The sequence below is a fragment of the Ruminococcus sp. AM26-12LB genome, from assembly GCF_003480785.1.
Lineage (GTDB): Bacteria > Bacillota > Clostridia > Lachnospirales > Lachnospiraceae > Blautia_A > Blautia_A fusiformis.
In genome coordinates this window covers 196,364-211,482 of record NZ_QUJX01000003.1, presented here as the reverse complement: position 1 = coordinate 211,482, position 15,119 = coordinate 196,364, and the positions used below count along the sequence as shown (strand labels likewise).

Genomic DNA, 15,119 nt, shown 5'->3' with positions numbered 1-15,119 from the left:
GCTCTTATTTCCTGCAGCGTCCAAGTCTGCCTTTAAAATCTTCATACCCAAAATCAGTAAGACGTTCCATGGTTTTATCGCCATGTCTCAGCCATATATCAGGCAAAGGCATTCCATTAAAGGTATTGTTCTTGCAGGTTGTATAAATGGCCATATCACCAAACATGAGGATATCTCCGTACTTCAACGGCTCTGAAAAGCTGTAATCTCCTATGATATCTCCTGACAGGCAGGTTGGTCCTCCGAGCCGGATTGTGACTGCATTTTCTCCCGGTTCATCTGCTCCAAGAAGAGGAGGACGATAAGGCATTTCCAGAACATCCGGCATATGACAGGCAGCACTTCCATCCAAAATTGCAAGCCGGGTATCACCATTTTGCAGCACATCCAGAACAGTTGTCAAAAAGAATCCTGCATTTAAGGCCCATGCCTCTCCGGGCTCCAGATAAACATCTACCTTCCATTCTTCCTTTGCTGCTCTAATGCACTTCTCAAGCCGTGCAATATCATAGCCTGGTCTTGTAATATGATGTCCACCTCCCAGGTTCAGCCATTTCATCTGAGAAATCAGATCTCCGAATTTCGTCTTTACTGCTGTAAGAGTAGTTTCCAGATCAGAAGAGTCCTGCTCACAAAGGGTGTGAAAATGAATACCATCCAATAATCCGATCAGCTCCGGATGCTTTCTCACAGCAGTCTCCCATTGTGCTCTTGTGGTACCCATGCGGCTGCCTGGGGCACAGGGATCATAAATAGCATGCCCCTCCTGGGTAGAGCATTCCGGATTGATCCGAAGCCCTGCACTTTTCCCGGCCTCCTTCACTCTTTTTCCAAAGCGAAGAAGCTGAGAAGGAGAGTTAAACACTATATGATCTGCAAAGCTAAGCAGCTCCTCAAATTCATCCTCACGATATCCGGCGCAAAATACATGTACCTCTTTTCCGGGCATCTCCTGGGCACCAAGCCTGGCTTCGTACAGTCCGCTTGCTTCTGTTCCTGTCAAATATGGTTCCAAAAGATGATAGCAGTCATAATTACTGAAAGCCTTCTGTGCCAGGAGCATTTTGCAGCCTGTTCTCTTGGCAATATTCCCCATTAATTCTGCATTTTTTATAAGTGCCGCTTCGTCGAGAACATAACAAGGTGTTTTGATCTTCCGCAGCTCCGGCGGAATAATTCCGCCGGACGCTGCAAAGGGTGGTCTTGTATCTGTTCTTTCCATTAATCCACCAGCTCCGGATCATGATTTTCGCTGCGTGGAAGTCCATATTTGTCAAGTGCTTCCAGGAACGGATCCGGGTCAAATTCTTCTACTGTGTACACTCCCGGGCGGATCCATTTTCCGGTAAGCATCATTAATGCTCCGCACATAGCCGGAACGCCTGTCGTATAGCTGATTGCCTGACTTCCAACCTCTTTATAACATTCCTGGTGGTCACAAACATTATAAATATAATAGGTTTTCTCTTTTCCATCCTTTACCCCGGTGAAAATGCAGCCAATATTAGTTTTTCCCTTAGTACGTGGACCCAGGCTGGCCGGATCCGGGAGAAGAGCCTTCAAAAACTGGATAGGAACGATTTCCTGTCCATTATAGTTGATCGGAGTAGTAGAAAGCATTCCCACATCCTCCAGACAGCGCATGTGATCCAGATAGCTCTGTCCGAAGGTCATAAAGAAACGGATTCTCTTTACTCCCGGAATTGTCTGGGCAAGGGACTCGATCTCCTCGTGATGCAGAAGATACATATCTTTATCGCCGACCTGATCAAAATCATATTCCCGCTTGATCGCCATCGGAGGAATTTCCACCCAATGTCCATTCTCCCAGTAGCTTCCGGGCGCACTTACCTCACGAAGATTGATTTCCGGATTAAAGTTGGTTGCAAATGCATATCCGTGGTCTCCTCCATTGCAGTCCAGAATATCAATGGTATCGATCTGGTCGAACTCATGCTTTAATGCATATGCACAATATGCCTGGGTAACACCCGGGTCAAATCCGCAGCCAAGAAGTGCTGTAAGTCCTGCCTCTTCAAATTTCTTCCGGTATGCCCACTGCCAGGAATAATCAAAATATGCGGAAAATCCCGCTTCCTTGCAGCGTTTTTCGTAAATAGCACGCCATTTGGGATCATCCGTATCCTCCGGCTCATAGTTTGCCGTATCCATATAGTTTACACCACATGCCAGACATGCATCCATGATGGTCAGATCCTGATACGGAAGCGCAATGTTCATTACCAGATCCGGTTTGTAACTATTGATCAGCTGGATCAGCTGGTTTACATCATCCGCATCCACCTTTGCGGTGGTAATAACTGTTTTTGTTTTTCCTTCCAGTTTCCGGGCAAGTGCATCACATTTTTCTTTTGTCCTGCTTGCTATACACAGTTCTGTAAATACAGTATCTGCCTGACAACACTTCTGAATTGCTACACTGGCTACTCCGCCGCAGCCGATTACAAGTACTCTGCTCATGTTTTTTGTCTCCTTTTTTATACTCAATTTTCGTAACTGTTTTTATTTTGCCACCGCCAGCAGCAGTTCCCTGACCACCTTACATGCTGTAGCTGTGGAAACACCGCTTGGATCCAGCATAGGTGCCAGCTCATTGACATCTGCTCCCACAATATTTAATTCTGATACCTTCCGGATAGCAGCGAGCAATTCAAGGAAGCTTACGCCTCCTGCCTCCGGTGTACCGGTTCCCGGAAATACAGATGGATCCAGACAGTCCAGATCAATGGTAAAATATACCGGAACCTGCTTCCTGGCCAATTCCTGTACGGTTTCTTCCAGGCCTTCAAAGGTAAAGGGATGAAAATCTGTATGCTCTTTTGCAAACCGGAATTCTTCTCTCTCACCGCTTCGGATACAAAACTGATGTATCCTCCCATCTCCCAGAATATCATAGCATCTGCGGATAACACACGCATGACTTAAATAGGCACCAAGATAATCGTCTCTTAAATCTGCGTGCGCATCAAAATGAATAATATGAAGTCCCGAATATCTCCCGGCGACAGCTCTCACAGCAGCCAGTGTCACCAGATGCTCTCCCCCCAGAAGCAGCGGCATTTTTCCCTCTTTCAGGATTTCCTCTGCACGATCCTGTATATCAGCAAGCGCCTTTTCACTGCTGCCGAAGCAAAGCTCCAGATCTCCACTGTCAAATACCCGGATATCCATAAGGTCACGATCCTGATAAGGGCTGTAGGTTTCCAGTCCAAAGCTTTCATGACGAATGGCAGAAGGACCGAACCTGGCTCCCGGACGAAAGCTTGTGGTCGAATCAAAGGGAGCTCCGTAAAGAACAATTTCTGCTTCCTCAAAGCTGCTGTCACAACCGATAAAATTTTCAATATTTGGTAAGATCATAAATCAGTCCTCCACCTCCTGAAGCATTTCCTCCAGAAAAGCCGGAAGATAAAATGCACCTTTGTGAAGCCTTGTAGTATAGTAACGGGTACGAAGATTCAGTGAATTCCATGCCTTCGAATCCAGGTCATCCACAGGATGATATTTTTTACTTGCAAAGCCAAACAGCCAGTAGCCGGCAGCAAAGGTAGGAATATGAGCCTGGTAAACACGGCTGATCTGGAAAGTACTGGCAATTCTTTTGTGACTGCGCTGCATGGCATGCGCATCCTCGGAATAAAAAGGACTTCCCTGCTGATTAACCATGATTCCATCCGCCTTCAGCGCATTATAGCAGTTTCCGTAAAATTCACGGGTAAATAATCCCTCCGATGGGCCAAAGGGATCCGAGGAATCTACAATAATAAGATCATATTTATTTTCGCAGCGGCGTATATATTTCAACGCATTTTCATAATGAAGGTGCACTCTCCTGTCATCCAGCCTGCAGGCATTTCCCGGAAGATATGCGCGACAGGCTTCTACTACCATAGGATCCATCTCTACCAGATCAATATGGCTGACACGGTCATACCTGGTCAGTTCACGTACAACTCCGCCGTCTCCTGCTCCGATCACAAGAATATCTTTGGCTTCTTTGTGAATAGCCATAGGTACATGAGTGATCATTTCGTCATAAATAAATTCGTCACGCTCTGTGAGCATTACATTACCGTCCAGTGTGAGCACCCTGCCAAATTCCGGTGTCTCAAAAATATCAATTCTCTGATAGTCACTCTGCTTTGAATAAAGCTGACGGTTTACCCGGATACTATGCTTCACATCCGGTGTATGAAATTCCGAAAACCACATTTCCATTTTCTTTACCTCCCTGCCAGTACGTTTAAACGCAATATATCCGGATCTTCAGGGCCTGTCATATTGCATCCTTTTGCCTTGGCATATTCAATATAATCCAGGATTTCCGGAGTGATTCGTTCCCCCGGAGCCAAAATCGGGATTCCCGGAGGATAACACATTACAAACTCGCTGCATACTTTGCCTTCGGTTTCTCTGAGAGGAAGGCTGCATTTTTCTGCATAAAAAGCTTCCTGAGGACTTGTCACTACCTGAGGATCGATATATTCCTGATCCAGCAATCCTGATTTATCCTTTTGGAATCGCCTGCGGATCTCCGCAAGAGCACTTACCAGCCGCTCTATTTCCTGGGCACGATCTCCGATCGACAGATAAGCCAGAATATTTCCAATATCACCAAATTCGATCTGAATATCATATTCATCTCTCAGTATATCGTAAACCTCGATCCCTGCAAGTCCGATATCCAGGGTATGTACACTTAATTTCGTAATGTCAAAATCAAAAACCGAATCTCCATTCACCAGCTCTTTTCCAAATGCATAATAGCCGCCAATAGCATTGATCTCTTCCCTTGCATACTCTGCCATATCTGCTACCTGATGAAAAATCTGGCGTCCTCGCTGTGCAAGATTCCGGCGCGAAATGTCAAGACTTGACATCAGAAGATAGCTGCCTGAAGTAGTCTGAGTCAGATTGATGATCTGACGGACATAACCGGCATGAACACCTGGTCCTGTAAGAAGAAGGCTGGACTGGGTCAGGCTTCCGCCGCTTTTATGCATGGATACAGACGCCATATCTGCACCGGCTGCCATTGCCGAAACCGGCAGACCTCCGCCAAAATAAAAATGGGTTCCATGTGCCTCATCTGCCAGACACAGCATTCCTGCTTCATGAGCCATGCGTACAATTGCGCGAAGATCACTGCAGATTCCATAATAGGTGGGATTGTTCACCAGCACAGCCACCGCATTTGGGTGCTCCTTAATTGCCTTTGCCACCTGTTCACGTCGCATTCCAAGAGAAATCCCAAGTCTCTGATCCACCTCCGGATTCACATAGACCGGGATTGCTCCGCACAGAACCAGCGCATTCAGCACACTTCTGTGGACATTTCGGGGAAGAATGATCTCATCCCCCCTCTTACAGGCTGTTAGCACCATAGTCTGTACTGAGCTTGTAGTTCCTCCAACCATAAGAAATGCATGCGCTGCTCCAAAGGCATCTGCTGCCAGCTCTTCCGCCTCCCGGATCACAGATACGGGATGACAGAGATTATCAAGCGGCTTCATGCTGTTTACATCCACACCTACACATTTTTGTCCCAGAAATTCAGTAAGCTCCGGATTTCCTCTCCCTCTTTTATGTCCCGGCACATCGAAAGGTACTACTCTCATACGCAGGAATTTTTCCAGAGCTTCATGAATTGGAGCATGATTCTGGTCCAGTTTAAAACGACTTCTGTTCATTGCTTCTCCATTTCCAGTTCCTTTATCCGCACAAAAAAAGCAGGCCGATACAAAACCGTAAACCTGCTTAGATCATTCTTCCTGATTTTATTTTCATCGCATATAAATATGAGAATCCCCATATTTACATGAGATCAGAATCCGGATGATATATGTCAGAGTCTATATAGCAATCATACTTTTACTACTCTTATTGACCGTTTCACAAGTCTGCGCAACAGGCGCATGACGGTTATCAAAGGAACCAACTTATAAAATTTGAGCTTCTAACTCAATCAATAAGGCAACCAAAGTTACCATCAGCGGCAGTGGACCCGGCTGTCCGTATGGCCTTGACCCCAAAATGGAGTGGTCCAAAATAATTGCTTTGAAAAGACTCTTTCTTGTCCTTCAAAATCTTCATAATCATAGCATATCTGAAAATTCATGTCAACTATCAAAATCGTTTAAATACTTATAGTATGAACCATTTATAATAATGTCAGAAGGATATTCTTTTCTTGAATCCCTCATATTTTCATGCTAATATGTATAATTAGGTCAAAAACTACAAAATACAAAATGGAGGAAATATGAATCAAAAAAGTACATCTGCTCCCATAGCAGAAAACAAAATGGGGACCATGCCCGTAGGAAGGCTTGTACTAAACATGTCTCTGCCAATGATGATCTCCATGCTGGTGCAGGCATTGTACAATATTGTAGACAGTGTTTTCGTTGCCATGCTTTCCGAAAATGCTCTGACGGCAGTTTCCATGGCTTTTCCACTGCAGACACTTCTGATCGCAGTAGGTGCAGGTACCGGTGTGGGTATGAACGCACTGCTTTCCAAATCCCTTGGAGAAAAGAATTTTAAAAAAGCTGATCGGACAGCCAGCAATGCTGCTTTCCTGTATGGCTTAAGCTATCTGGTTTTCCTGATCCTTGGATTTACAGTAGTAAAACCATTTTATGCCAGCCAGGTACATAACGCAGACCCTGAGATCCTTAAATTTGGGATTGAATATCTGAGCACAGTTATGATATTCTCCTTTGGTCTGCTTGGACAGTTTTTCTTTGAACGTCTGCTCACATCCACAGGAAAAACCATATTCAGCATGACTTCTCAGCTGTGCGGTGCCATCACCAACATCATCCTTGACCCGATCCTGATCTTTGGTCTGTTCGGTGCTCCGAAAATGGGTGTTACCGGAGCTGCTGTAGCTACTGTGATCGGACAGTGTGTAGCCTGCATCGTTGCAGGAATCTGCAACCATAAATTTAATCATGAAGTCCGGCTCAGCTTCAGGGGCTTCCGTCCTGACCTTAAGATCATCGGCCATATTTATGCAGTAGGTATTCCATCGATCATCATGCAGTCCATCAGTTCTATCATGACCTACTGCATGAATCTGATCCTGGTACAGTTTACAGTCACTGCAACTGCAGTATTTGGTGTTTACTTCAAATTGCAGAGTTTTTTCTTCATGCCTGTATTTGGACTTAACAACGGCATTACACCGATCATTGCCTATAATTATGGTGCACGCCACAGAAAGCGTATGCTTAAAACTGTCAAAGTCAGCATGTTCATCGCATTCTGTTTTACATTCATTGGTTTTCTTGCCTTTGAATTTATTCCGAAAACACTGCTGGGGCTGTTCAGTGCTTCCGAAGATATGCTTACCATCGGAATCCCTGCACTTCGTATCATAGGAATCCACTATCTGATCGCATGGTTCTGTATCATTGCGGGAACTGTATTCCAGGCACTCGGAAAAGCTGTATTCAGTATGATCGTATCTATCATGCGTCAGCTGTTTGTCCTGGTACCTGCTGCTTATATCCTTGCTTCCATCGGCGGACTTCACGCAGTATGGTGGTCTTTCCCCATTGCGGAGATCATTTCTCTGATCGTGTCCGTAGCTTTCCTGGTTGTCATAAACAGAACGATCATTCAAAAAATTCCGGAAGCCTAAGGACATCAAAGCTTCCCATTCCAATTTATACAAAAAGAAGACAGAAGATTTCCTTTTTTCTCTTCAGGATATCTTCTGTCTTTTTTATTGTTATTTATAGATCCGGTAGCCATCCCTTCCGGAGCGTTTTACCTGATAAAGGGCAAAATCTGCTTTTTGATACAGTTCCATAAAGGTATCTCCATCCTGTGGTGCAAAAGCAATTCCTGCACTAAAAGTAAATGTATGCTCTCCCATGCCTTCCATACGGATCTCCCTGAGCTTTTCATGAAGTTTTTTTATTCTGCTCTCCATATTTTCCCGTGAACCGATATTACAGAGCAGGATTACAAACTCATCCCCGCCGATACGCCCAATCACATCCTGTTCCCGGAACTGCTCTTTAAGAAAACCTCCCAGCATTTTTAATACATTATCTCCCATGACATGTCCGTAAACATCATTCACTTCTTTAAAATGATCCATATCCAGGATCAGGAAGCCATGAAAGTCTTCCGGAGCTTTTTCTCTCAGAATAGCATCGATCACCTTCTGCGTATTCTCTCTGTTATAAACGCCTGTAAGCGCATCCTTCTGGGCAGAACGCACCAATTCCGCTTTCTCCTGATTATTTCTTACAACAATATACAGGAGCAGGAGAAGCACCAGAATACAGAAGCTTCCCATAAATAGGATTTCATAACCGGAAATGAATTCATAAGCCTGCTGTGCACTTTTTACAGGAATTGCATAACAGATCATCCAGTCGTTGTATCCAAGAGGCATATATGCCAGATACCGGTCTGCTTCTTTTCTCTCTTTGAGACTAAGCTTCACCAGACCACTTTCGCCAACTTTAAAATCTTCCTGAATATCCTGAAGAGCATGCTTTCCTTTGAGATTTTTTTCTCCGTAATATTTAAAAAGATTGATTCCATATGTGATCTCCGTACCAGACGCCGAACCACTGTCAAAGGCAATAATCTCTCCATCACTTGTAGCCAGAAGACTGTTTCCCGCTCCATCAAAAAGATCATTAAAAAGCATATGGCTCAGCGCTGTAACATTACAGGATCCGCCCAACACACCGATCACTTTATGGTCTTTGTATACCGGCACACCTAAAACCACCCGCACCTTATGGTCCACACTGCTTTCCAGGGGATCGCTGATGGTCTGCGCTCCACTGATAGCCTCCTGAAAATATCTGCGATGAGAAACATTCTTGGTTACTCCATTGTCGTAGTATGCATCTCCATTCTTATCAATAAGAGCAGCCCTCTCCAGGTCTGTCTTTTCATAAATGGATATCAGTCGTTCTTTATTTTCTTCTGAAAAAAGTTCTTCTGATCTTCCCATTGCAGAGGCAATCTCATTCAGATATTGATAATTAATATCCAGTATCGTCCGCAAATGTTCACTTTGTCTCTGCACATTTATCTTCAATGTATTCTGAGAATTCACCTGTACAGCCCTCTGCACACACTCGAAAAAAATAAGAATCCCTGCTATAACCGCCAAGATAAAAACGCCGGTTGCCATAACATAATTTTTTAATTCAAAGTGATTCTTTTTCATACGTTTTCTCCTGATCTAACCTTTTTTGTCATGCATTTTTATTTTACCATGATTTTTGTTTTTTCTCTATAACAAAAAATCTGCAGATTCCAATCATAAGATTGAAAAATGCAGATTTTTTACAACGATATCTGATTATTATGCCTTATTATGCTGCCTTCCGCAACTCACGTCCGGCTTATATTGCTGCAATAAGAACAACGTTATTTATTTTTCTTTGTGTTTACGATCAGCGGAACAATTTCTCCTTTTTTTACATCCACCAGTCCCTTATCAGTCAGCTTCAGTGCCGGGCTTACCGGTAATCCAAGTGTTGCCACTGACATGATCGGATTATTATGCACATATCCCAGATCTGTAAGGCTTTTTCTTACCGCCTTCAATGCAAGGCCATTCTCCCTGATTGATTTTTCGGATAAAAGCCCACATACCGGAAGTGCAAGTTCAGAAAGGATCCTTCCATCTTTTACTGTCAGAAATCCCCCCTGCAGTTCCCGGATCCTATTTACAGCAAATAACATATCATCCGGAGAGCTTCCTGCCACAAAGAGATTATGATGATCATGAAAATATGTTGTTGCCACAGTTCCCTTTTTCAAGCAGGAGCCTGTAAGAAATCCATAGCCGATATTTCCGTTCTTCCCATGACGTTCCACCACCATAGCCAGAAGACATCCGCTGTTTTCCCAACAGATCTTTCCGGCTTTCACCGGCATTTCCACCAGTTTTTCAGTAGTGTGGGTACGATCCGGATTGATCTCTATCACACGAACCGTTGCATATCCTTCCTGAAAAGGAGCATTCACCTGAAAATCTTTCAGAAAAATCTCCGGAAGCTGTACACTCCGGTAAAAATCTGCCGGAAATTCATATGTGGAAGCAGACAGCGGCAACTGCGGTTCATCCTTTGCATAAATCGGAACACCATTTTTGAATACAGCTTCCGGTTTAAGAACGGACGGATCTTTAAGCAGCATAAAGTCCGCAAGTTTTCCCGGTGCGATAGCTCCTCTGTCATAAAAATGCATCCGCTGACATGGTGTATATGTGGCACAGTAGATTGCCTGTTCCATCGGAAATCCCATATCGATCGCTTTCTGTACCACTGCATTCAGCGGTCCCTGCTCATACAAAACATCTGCCATAGTATCATCTGTTACAAAGGAACAATACTCGTAGAGCTGGTTCTGGCAGATATATTCCAGGATTTCCGGTTTCAACATTTTATCCTGGATCTCAAAAAACATTCCGTTTTCGATCCGCTGCTTTACTTCCTCAAGAGTATGTTCTGTATGATCACCATTAATACCCAGATAAAGAAACTTTGCAAGATCCAGATCCAGTAATGACGGACAGTGTCCCTCGATCACATATCCCGGATGGTCTTTTTTCAGATATTCCAGAAACCGGCTGATCTCCAGATCATTTTCCCGGATGATCTGCCGGTAATTCATGATTTCGCCTACACATACCACATCTTTTTCTTCCAGCAGATGCTTCATTGCACTGCAGTCAATGATCCCGCCTGTTGTTTCCAGCTTTTCACTGGTTGACGGAACGCTGCTTGGAATCCCGTAAAAAATATCGATAGGTGCATTCTTTGCCGCAGAGATCATTTCCAGAATCCCTCGGATCCCTTTGACATTGGCCATTTCGTGAGGCTCTGAAACCACCGTCGTCACCCCATTTTCTCCTGCACATTTTCCAAAAAAAGCCGGTGTGGCCATAGAACTCTCAATATGCATGTGAATATCTGTCAGTCCTGGAATCATGTATGATCCCTTTGCATCGATCACATTGTCAGTCTGAAGATCCGTATCCTGTTTTCTGTCTATGTAATAAAATTTTCCATCTTTCACCGCAACATTGGCAGATATGAATTTCTTAAGATAGGAATTAAATACCTTTGCGTTTTTGATCAGCAGATGAACCTGCTCCATACCATTTCACCATCCTTAGATAATTGAATAAAAATACAACAGACAGACTGCTACTAGTACATACATGACCGGTTCAACCTTTTTGATCTTTCCTGCTGCGATCTTCATAACGAGATAAGCCGGAAGCGCCACGCAGATACCATTTGCGATATTATTTGCAAAAATCGTAAAGGTTACACATAAAAATGCCGGAATATACTCTGTAATATCCGAATAATCAATATTTCTCATAGCACCAAGCATATTGATGCCGATATAGATCAGCACCGGACCGGTTGCCGCAGATGGGATCACAAGAGCCAGTGGTGCCAGAAACAGCGAAAGTCCGAAGAAAATGCTTGTAAAAATAACCGTAAGTCCCGTTTTTCCTCCTGCTTCTACGCCTGCAGATGACTCCAGATAAGTAGTAAGACTCGGCATTCCAAACAATGCTCCAAAGCTTGTTGCAATCGCATCTACCTTAAAGCATTTATCAATACCCGGAAGATTTCCATCCTTATCCAGATAGCCTGCCTTTGCTCCTACTCCCAGAACTGTTCCGAATGTAGAAAAGAAATCCGGTACAAACAGAGCGATCAGAAATGGAATATAAGCAAAATTCAGCGCTCCCATAAAATCAACTTTCAGGAACTGATGGCCGATACCTGCCGGAAATGCAAAAATGGATTCCGGAGCATGTGTAACACCGAAAGGAATTCCTGCCAGAGTGGTCAGCAGGATCGCAAGAATCATACCACCCGGAATATTTCGTACCTTGATCACCAGAAGAATCAGAAATCCGATCACTGCTACGATCACAGATGGAGATGCAAGATCTCCAAAGGAAAGACAGTTTTTTGCATCATTTGCCACGATCAGTCCACAGTTTTTTGCACCAAGAAGTGCGATAAACAGACCAATACCGGCACTAACCGCTTGTTTCAGGCTTACCGGGATCACACGTACCACGGCTTCTCGCAGACCAAAGAATGAAATTATGATAAAAAGAACACCACTCCAGAATATCACACCTGCTGCGATCGGCATACTTACGCCTTCATTGGTAATCATAGATGCAATAATTCCAACGCTTCCAAGTCCCGGAGCCAGAGCAAACGGTCGATTGGTAACCAATGCCATTGCACAGCTGGTCACAATGATCAGAATGATCATAGCTGTCAGAGTCGTGTGTTTATCATAACCGGCGCCTGCCAGAATATTTGGGATCGTAGCAAGCACATACGCCATAGTTACAAAAGTTGTCAGTCCTGCCAGAAGTTCTGTTTTTATATTTGTATTGAACTCAGACAGTCTGAACTGTTTTTCCAGCCAGTTTTTCATTTATTTTTTCCCCCTTGATATGATGATAGGATGTATTGTAAAATATGCATATCAGGAAGTCAAATTCATATTATACATAAAAATTATGCCAAAATGGAATAGTTGGAGGAAAACATGAACTATCATGAACTGAAGTACATTCTCTGCATTGCCAAATATCAGAATCTTACAAAAGCCGCACAGGAGCTTTATATTTCCCAGCCAACCCTGACCAAGCATCTCCAGAAACTGGAACGAGAAATGGGGACCAAGCTGTTCAGCCGCAGCGGAAACAGCTATACACCTACCTTTGCGGGCCGCAAATATATGGAGTATACCCGAAAGATCCTGCAGATACAACAGGACTGGGAAAAAGAGCTGAAAGATCTTACAGAAAATAATGAAGGAGAACTGAACGTTGCTTTCCCACTGATGAGGAGTACCTGTATGGTTCCTCAGATCATGACCTCTTTTTTTCAAAAATATCCTAAAGTAAAGGTCAATATCCTGGAAGAGGCATATTCTATCCAGGAAAAACTTCTGCTCAATGATCAGCTTGATTTTGGCATTTTCAATGAAGTACATAAACACCCCAAGCTGGAATACGAACTGCTGAAAAAAGAAGAAATCCTTCTGATCATGCCTCCGGAGCACCCATTGGCTGCTGCCGGCAGTGTATCCACTCACGGCATATACCCGAAGCTTGATCTCTCACTTCTGGCAGAAGAGCCTTTTATCCTGCATTTTCCGGAACAGACTACCGGACAGCTTTCGCTGGAAGCATTGAAAGCTGCCCATATCAAGCCTTATGTGCCAATACAGAGCCGCAACACAGAAACCTGTGTCAAACTCTGCATGCAAGGACTTGGTATGTGTTTCACCCCGGAAACCTATGTTCAAAATATGGACCTCCCTGTAAAACCAGCCTGTTTTTCCATTGGTGAAGATGGCGTCTTCAGCACACTGACAATTGCATACCGAAGAGGTACCTATCTCCCACAGTACGCCCGGGATTTTATATGTACTGCGAAGAAGGTCCTGTAGTGTTTTGATCAACATATATTGAAGCAAAAAATCTTCTGTTCAGAGGGAATATTTTTATTGCATTATTCTGAATATTCCTGTATAATTGACACAATAATCAAAACTTAAGAGCGTAACGTACAAGGGCGTACAGCACATATTTCCTGTGTCTGTACGCCTTTGTGTTATTTCTGCAGTCCTGCGGATATTTCGCTTTGAGAAAGGGAGGAGATTTCTATGATGAATGCAATCGGAAGTGTGATAAACCAGATCGACAGTCTGGTGTGGGGCTGGTGGATGATCATTTTACTTCTGGGCACCCATATTTTCATGACCATCCGTACCGGTGTGATCCAGCGTAAGATTGGTACCGCCATTCGCCTGTCTGTCACCAAAGATACCAATGCGGAAGGTGAAGTAAGCCAGTTTGGCGCCCTGACAACAGCCCTTGCTTCCACTATTGGAACCGGAAATATCATCGGTGTCGGTACTGCCATTGCTCTTGGCGGTCCCGGTGCAGTCCTCTGGTGCTGGCTTACCGGTGTCTTCGGAATCGCCACCAAATACAGTGAGTCTCTCATCGCTGTAAAATACCGCGTCAAAACCAAAGACGGCCGTATGCAGGGTGGTGCTATGTATGCCCTAGAGCGCGGATTAAATATGCGCTGGCTTGGTCTGATCTTTGCCTTTTTCGGTGGCTTTGCTTCCTTTGGAATCGGATGTGCTACCCAGGTCAATGCCATTGCAACGGTATGTAATGAGAACCTTCATATTTCGCCGGCAGCGATCGGCATTGCTGTGGCAGTTCTTACTGCCCTTGTTATTTTCGGCGGGATCAAATCCATCGCCAATGTATGTGAACGTCTTGTTCCGTTTATGGCATTTTTCTATGTGATCGGATGTATCATCATCCTGGGGATCAATTTCGATTTTATCATTCCCGCAGTAAAAACCATCTGCAAATTTGCTTTTACCCCTGGTGCTGCTGCAGGAGGTCTTGTAGGACGTGGTATCATGATGGCCATGCAGTATGGAATCGCAAGAGGACTTTTTTCCAATGAATCCGGTATGGGTTCTGCCCCCATCGCCGCTGCTGCCGCACAGACAAGAAATCCGGTTCGTCAGGCTCTCGTTTCCAGCACCGGTACATTCTGGGATACCGTTGTGGTATGTCTGATGACCGGTCTTGTTCTGGTAACCAGTATTATGAAAAATCCTTCGATCGACATGGGAAATATCACTGATGGCGGTGTTCTTACTACACTGGCTTTTCAGCAGATCCCGGTTCTTGGTCCTGTGATCCTTGTAGTGGGTATCATTTCCTTCGCATATTCTACAGTCCTTGGATGGGCATATTATGGCGAGCGGTGCGTGGAGTATTTCTCCGGCAAAAAGGGACTCATCCCCTATCGTGTGCTGTATATTGCGGTAGCTGCCATCTCCCCTGTTATTTCTCTGAACCTGGTATGGACCGTAGCGGATATCCTGAATGCACTGATGGCTATTCCAAACCTGATCGCAGTACTACTGCTTTCCAATGTGATCGTAAAAGAGACCAAAAAATATATCAACGATCTGGATGCACGGGATGACACACCGGTGGAAGTGATCGATAAATAAAAAAACGATAA

At 44.3% G+C, this 15,119-nt stretch carries 11 protein-coding genes; 3 read left to right on the top strand and 8 right to left on the bottom strand.

Annotated elements, in window-relative coordinates:
* Window positions 1-4 precede the first annotated feature (4 nt).
* Genes DW694_RS03210 through DW694_RS03190 form a run of 5 tightly spaced genes read right to left on the bottom strand, consistent with a single transcriptional unit; the run spans window position 5 to window position 5,711 of the window.
* Entirely contained in the window at window positions 5-1,222 is a 1,218-nt protein-coding gene (locus DW694_RS03210) for a carboxynorspermidine decarboxylase (protein WP_092070382.1), read from the bottom strand.
* Complete coding sequence (locus DW694_RS03205) at window positions 1,222-2,481, bottom strand: saccharopine dehydrogenase family protein (RefSeq protein ID WP_022426348.1); 1,260 nt, start codon at window positions 2,479-2,481, stop codon at window positions 1,222-1,224. The genes DW694_RS03210 and DW694_RS03205 overlap by 1 nt, the downstream gene beginning before the upstream one ends.
* Window positions 2,482-2,523: 42 nt before the next feature.
* Window positions 2,524-3,381 (bottom strand): agmatinase, encoded by an 858-nt coding sequence (gene speB / locus DW694_RS03200; protein ID WP_110102988.1) that lies wholly within the window; start codon window positions 3,379-3,381, stop codon window positions 2,524-2,526.
* A 3-nt stretch (window positions 3,382-3,384) separates the two neighbouring features.
* Window positions 3,385-4,239: a polyamine aminopropyltransferase gene (speE, locus tag DW694_RS03195; RefSeq protein WP_015524485.1), complete on the bottom strand. Its 855-nt coding sequence runs from the start codon at window positions 4,237-4,239 to the stop codon at window positions 3,385-3,387.
* 5 nt (window positions 4,240-4,244) lie between these two features.
* Window positions 4,245-5,711, bottom strand: coding sequence for an aminotransferase class V-fold PLP-dependent enzyme (locus DW694_RS03190; protein ID WP_015524484.1), 1,467 nt, complete (start codon window positions 5,709-5,711; stop codon window positions 4,245-4,247).
* Between the two features lie 614 nt (window positions 5,712-6,325).
* Between DW694_RS03190 and DW694_RS03185 the strand changes: the two genes are divergently transcribed.
* Window positions 6,326-7,669, top strand: a complete 1,344-nt coding sequence (locus DW694_RS03185) for an MATE family efflux transporter (RefSeq protein ID WP_353615792.1) — start codon at window positions 6,326-6,328, stop codon at window positions 7,667-7,669.
* Window positions 7,670-7,759: 90 nt separating this feature from the next.
* On the opposite strand, the gene DW694_RS03180 is transcribed toward DW694_RS03185, so the two are convergent.
* The 3 genes from DW694_RS03180 to DW694_RS03170 form a co-directional block, all read right to left on the bottom strand.
* Complete coding sequence (locus DW694_RS03180; RefSeq protein WP_110102990.1) at window positions 7,760-9,226, bottom strand: sensor domain-containing diguanylate cyclase; 1,467 nt, start codon at window positions 9,224-9,226, stop codon at window positions 7,760-7,762.
* A gap of 203 nt (window positions 9,227-9,429) precedes the next feature.
* Complete coding sequence (locus DW694_RS03175) at window positions 9,430-11,166, bottom strand: adenine deaminase C-terminal domain-containing protein (RefSeq protein ID WP_092070388.1); 1,737 nt, start codon at window positions 11,164-11,166, stop codon at window positions 9,430-9,432.
* Between the two features lie 15 nt (window positions 11,167-11,181).
* Window positions 11,182-12,486: an NCS2 family permease gene (locus DW694_RS03170; protein ID WP_021650670.1), complete on the bottom strand. Its 1,305-nt coding sequence runs from the start codon at window positions 12,484-12,486 to the stop codon at window positions 11,182-11,184.
* A 114-nt stretch (window positions 12,487-12,600) separates the two neighbouring features.
* Between DW694_RS03170 and DW694_RS03165 the strand changes: the two genes are divergently transcribed.
* Both DW694_RS03165 and DW694_RS03160 read left to right on the top strand, forming a co-directional pair.
* On the top strand, window positions 12,601-13,509 hold the full coding sequence (locus DW694_RS03165; protein ID WP_059085489.1) for a LysR family transcriptional regulator: 909 nt from the start codon (window positions 12,601-12,603) through the stop codon (window positions 13,507-13,509).
* A gap of 219 nt (window positions 13,510-13,728) precedes the next feature.
* Window positions 13,729-15,108: a sodium:alanine symporter family protein gene (locus tag DW694_RS03160; RefSeq protein ID WP_353615791.1), complete on the top strand. Its 1,380-nt coding sequence runs from the start codon at window positions 13,729-13,731 to the stop codon at window positions 15,106-15,108.
* Window positions 15,109-15,119 lie beyond the last annotated feature (11 nt).

Coding starts and splice junctions, on each gene's coding strand:
- DW694_RS03160 (WP_353615791.1), top strand. CDS start 13,729: ATGAATGCAATCGGAAGTGTGATAAACCAGATCGACAGTCTGGTGTGG.
- DW694_RS03165 (WP_059085489.1), top strand. CDS start 12,601: ATGAACTATCATGAACTGAAGTACATTCTCTGCATTGCCAAATATCAG.
- DW694_RS03205 (WP_022426348.1), bottom strand. CDS start 2,481: ATGAGCAGAGTACTTGTAATCGGCTGCGGCGGAGTAGCCAGTGTAGCA.
- DW694_RS03185 (WP_353615792.1), top strand. CDS start 6,326: ATGGGGACCATGCCCGTAGGAAGGCTTGTACTAAACATGTCTCTGCCA.
- DW694_RS03210 (WP_092070382.1), bottom strand. CDS start 1,222: ATGGAAAGAACAGATACAAGACCACCCTTTGCAGCGTCCGGCGGAATT.
- DW694_RS03180 (WP_110102990.1), bottom strand. CDS start 9,226: ATGAAAAAGAATCACTTTGAATTAAAAAATTATGTTATGGCAACCGGC.
- speE (WP_015524485.1), bottom strand. CDS start 4,239: ATGGAAATGTGGTTTTCGGAATTTCATACACCGGATGTGAAGCATAGT.
- DW694_RS03190 (WP_015524484.1), bottom strand. CDS start 5,711: ATGAACAGAAGTCGTTTTAAACTGGACCAGAATCATGCTCCAATTCAT.
- speB (WP_110102988.1), bottom strand. CDS start 3,381: ATGATCTTACCAAATATTGAAAATTTTATCGGTTGTGACAGCAGCTTT.
- DW694_RS03175 (WP_092070388.1), bottom strand. CDS start 11,166: ATGGAGCAGGTTCATCTGCTGATCAAAAACGCAAAGGTATTTAATTCC.
- DW694_RS03170 (WP_021650670.1), bottom strand. CDS start 12,486: ATGAAAAACTGGCTGGAAAAACAGTTCAGACTGTCTGAGTTCAATACA.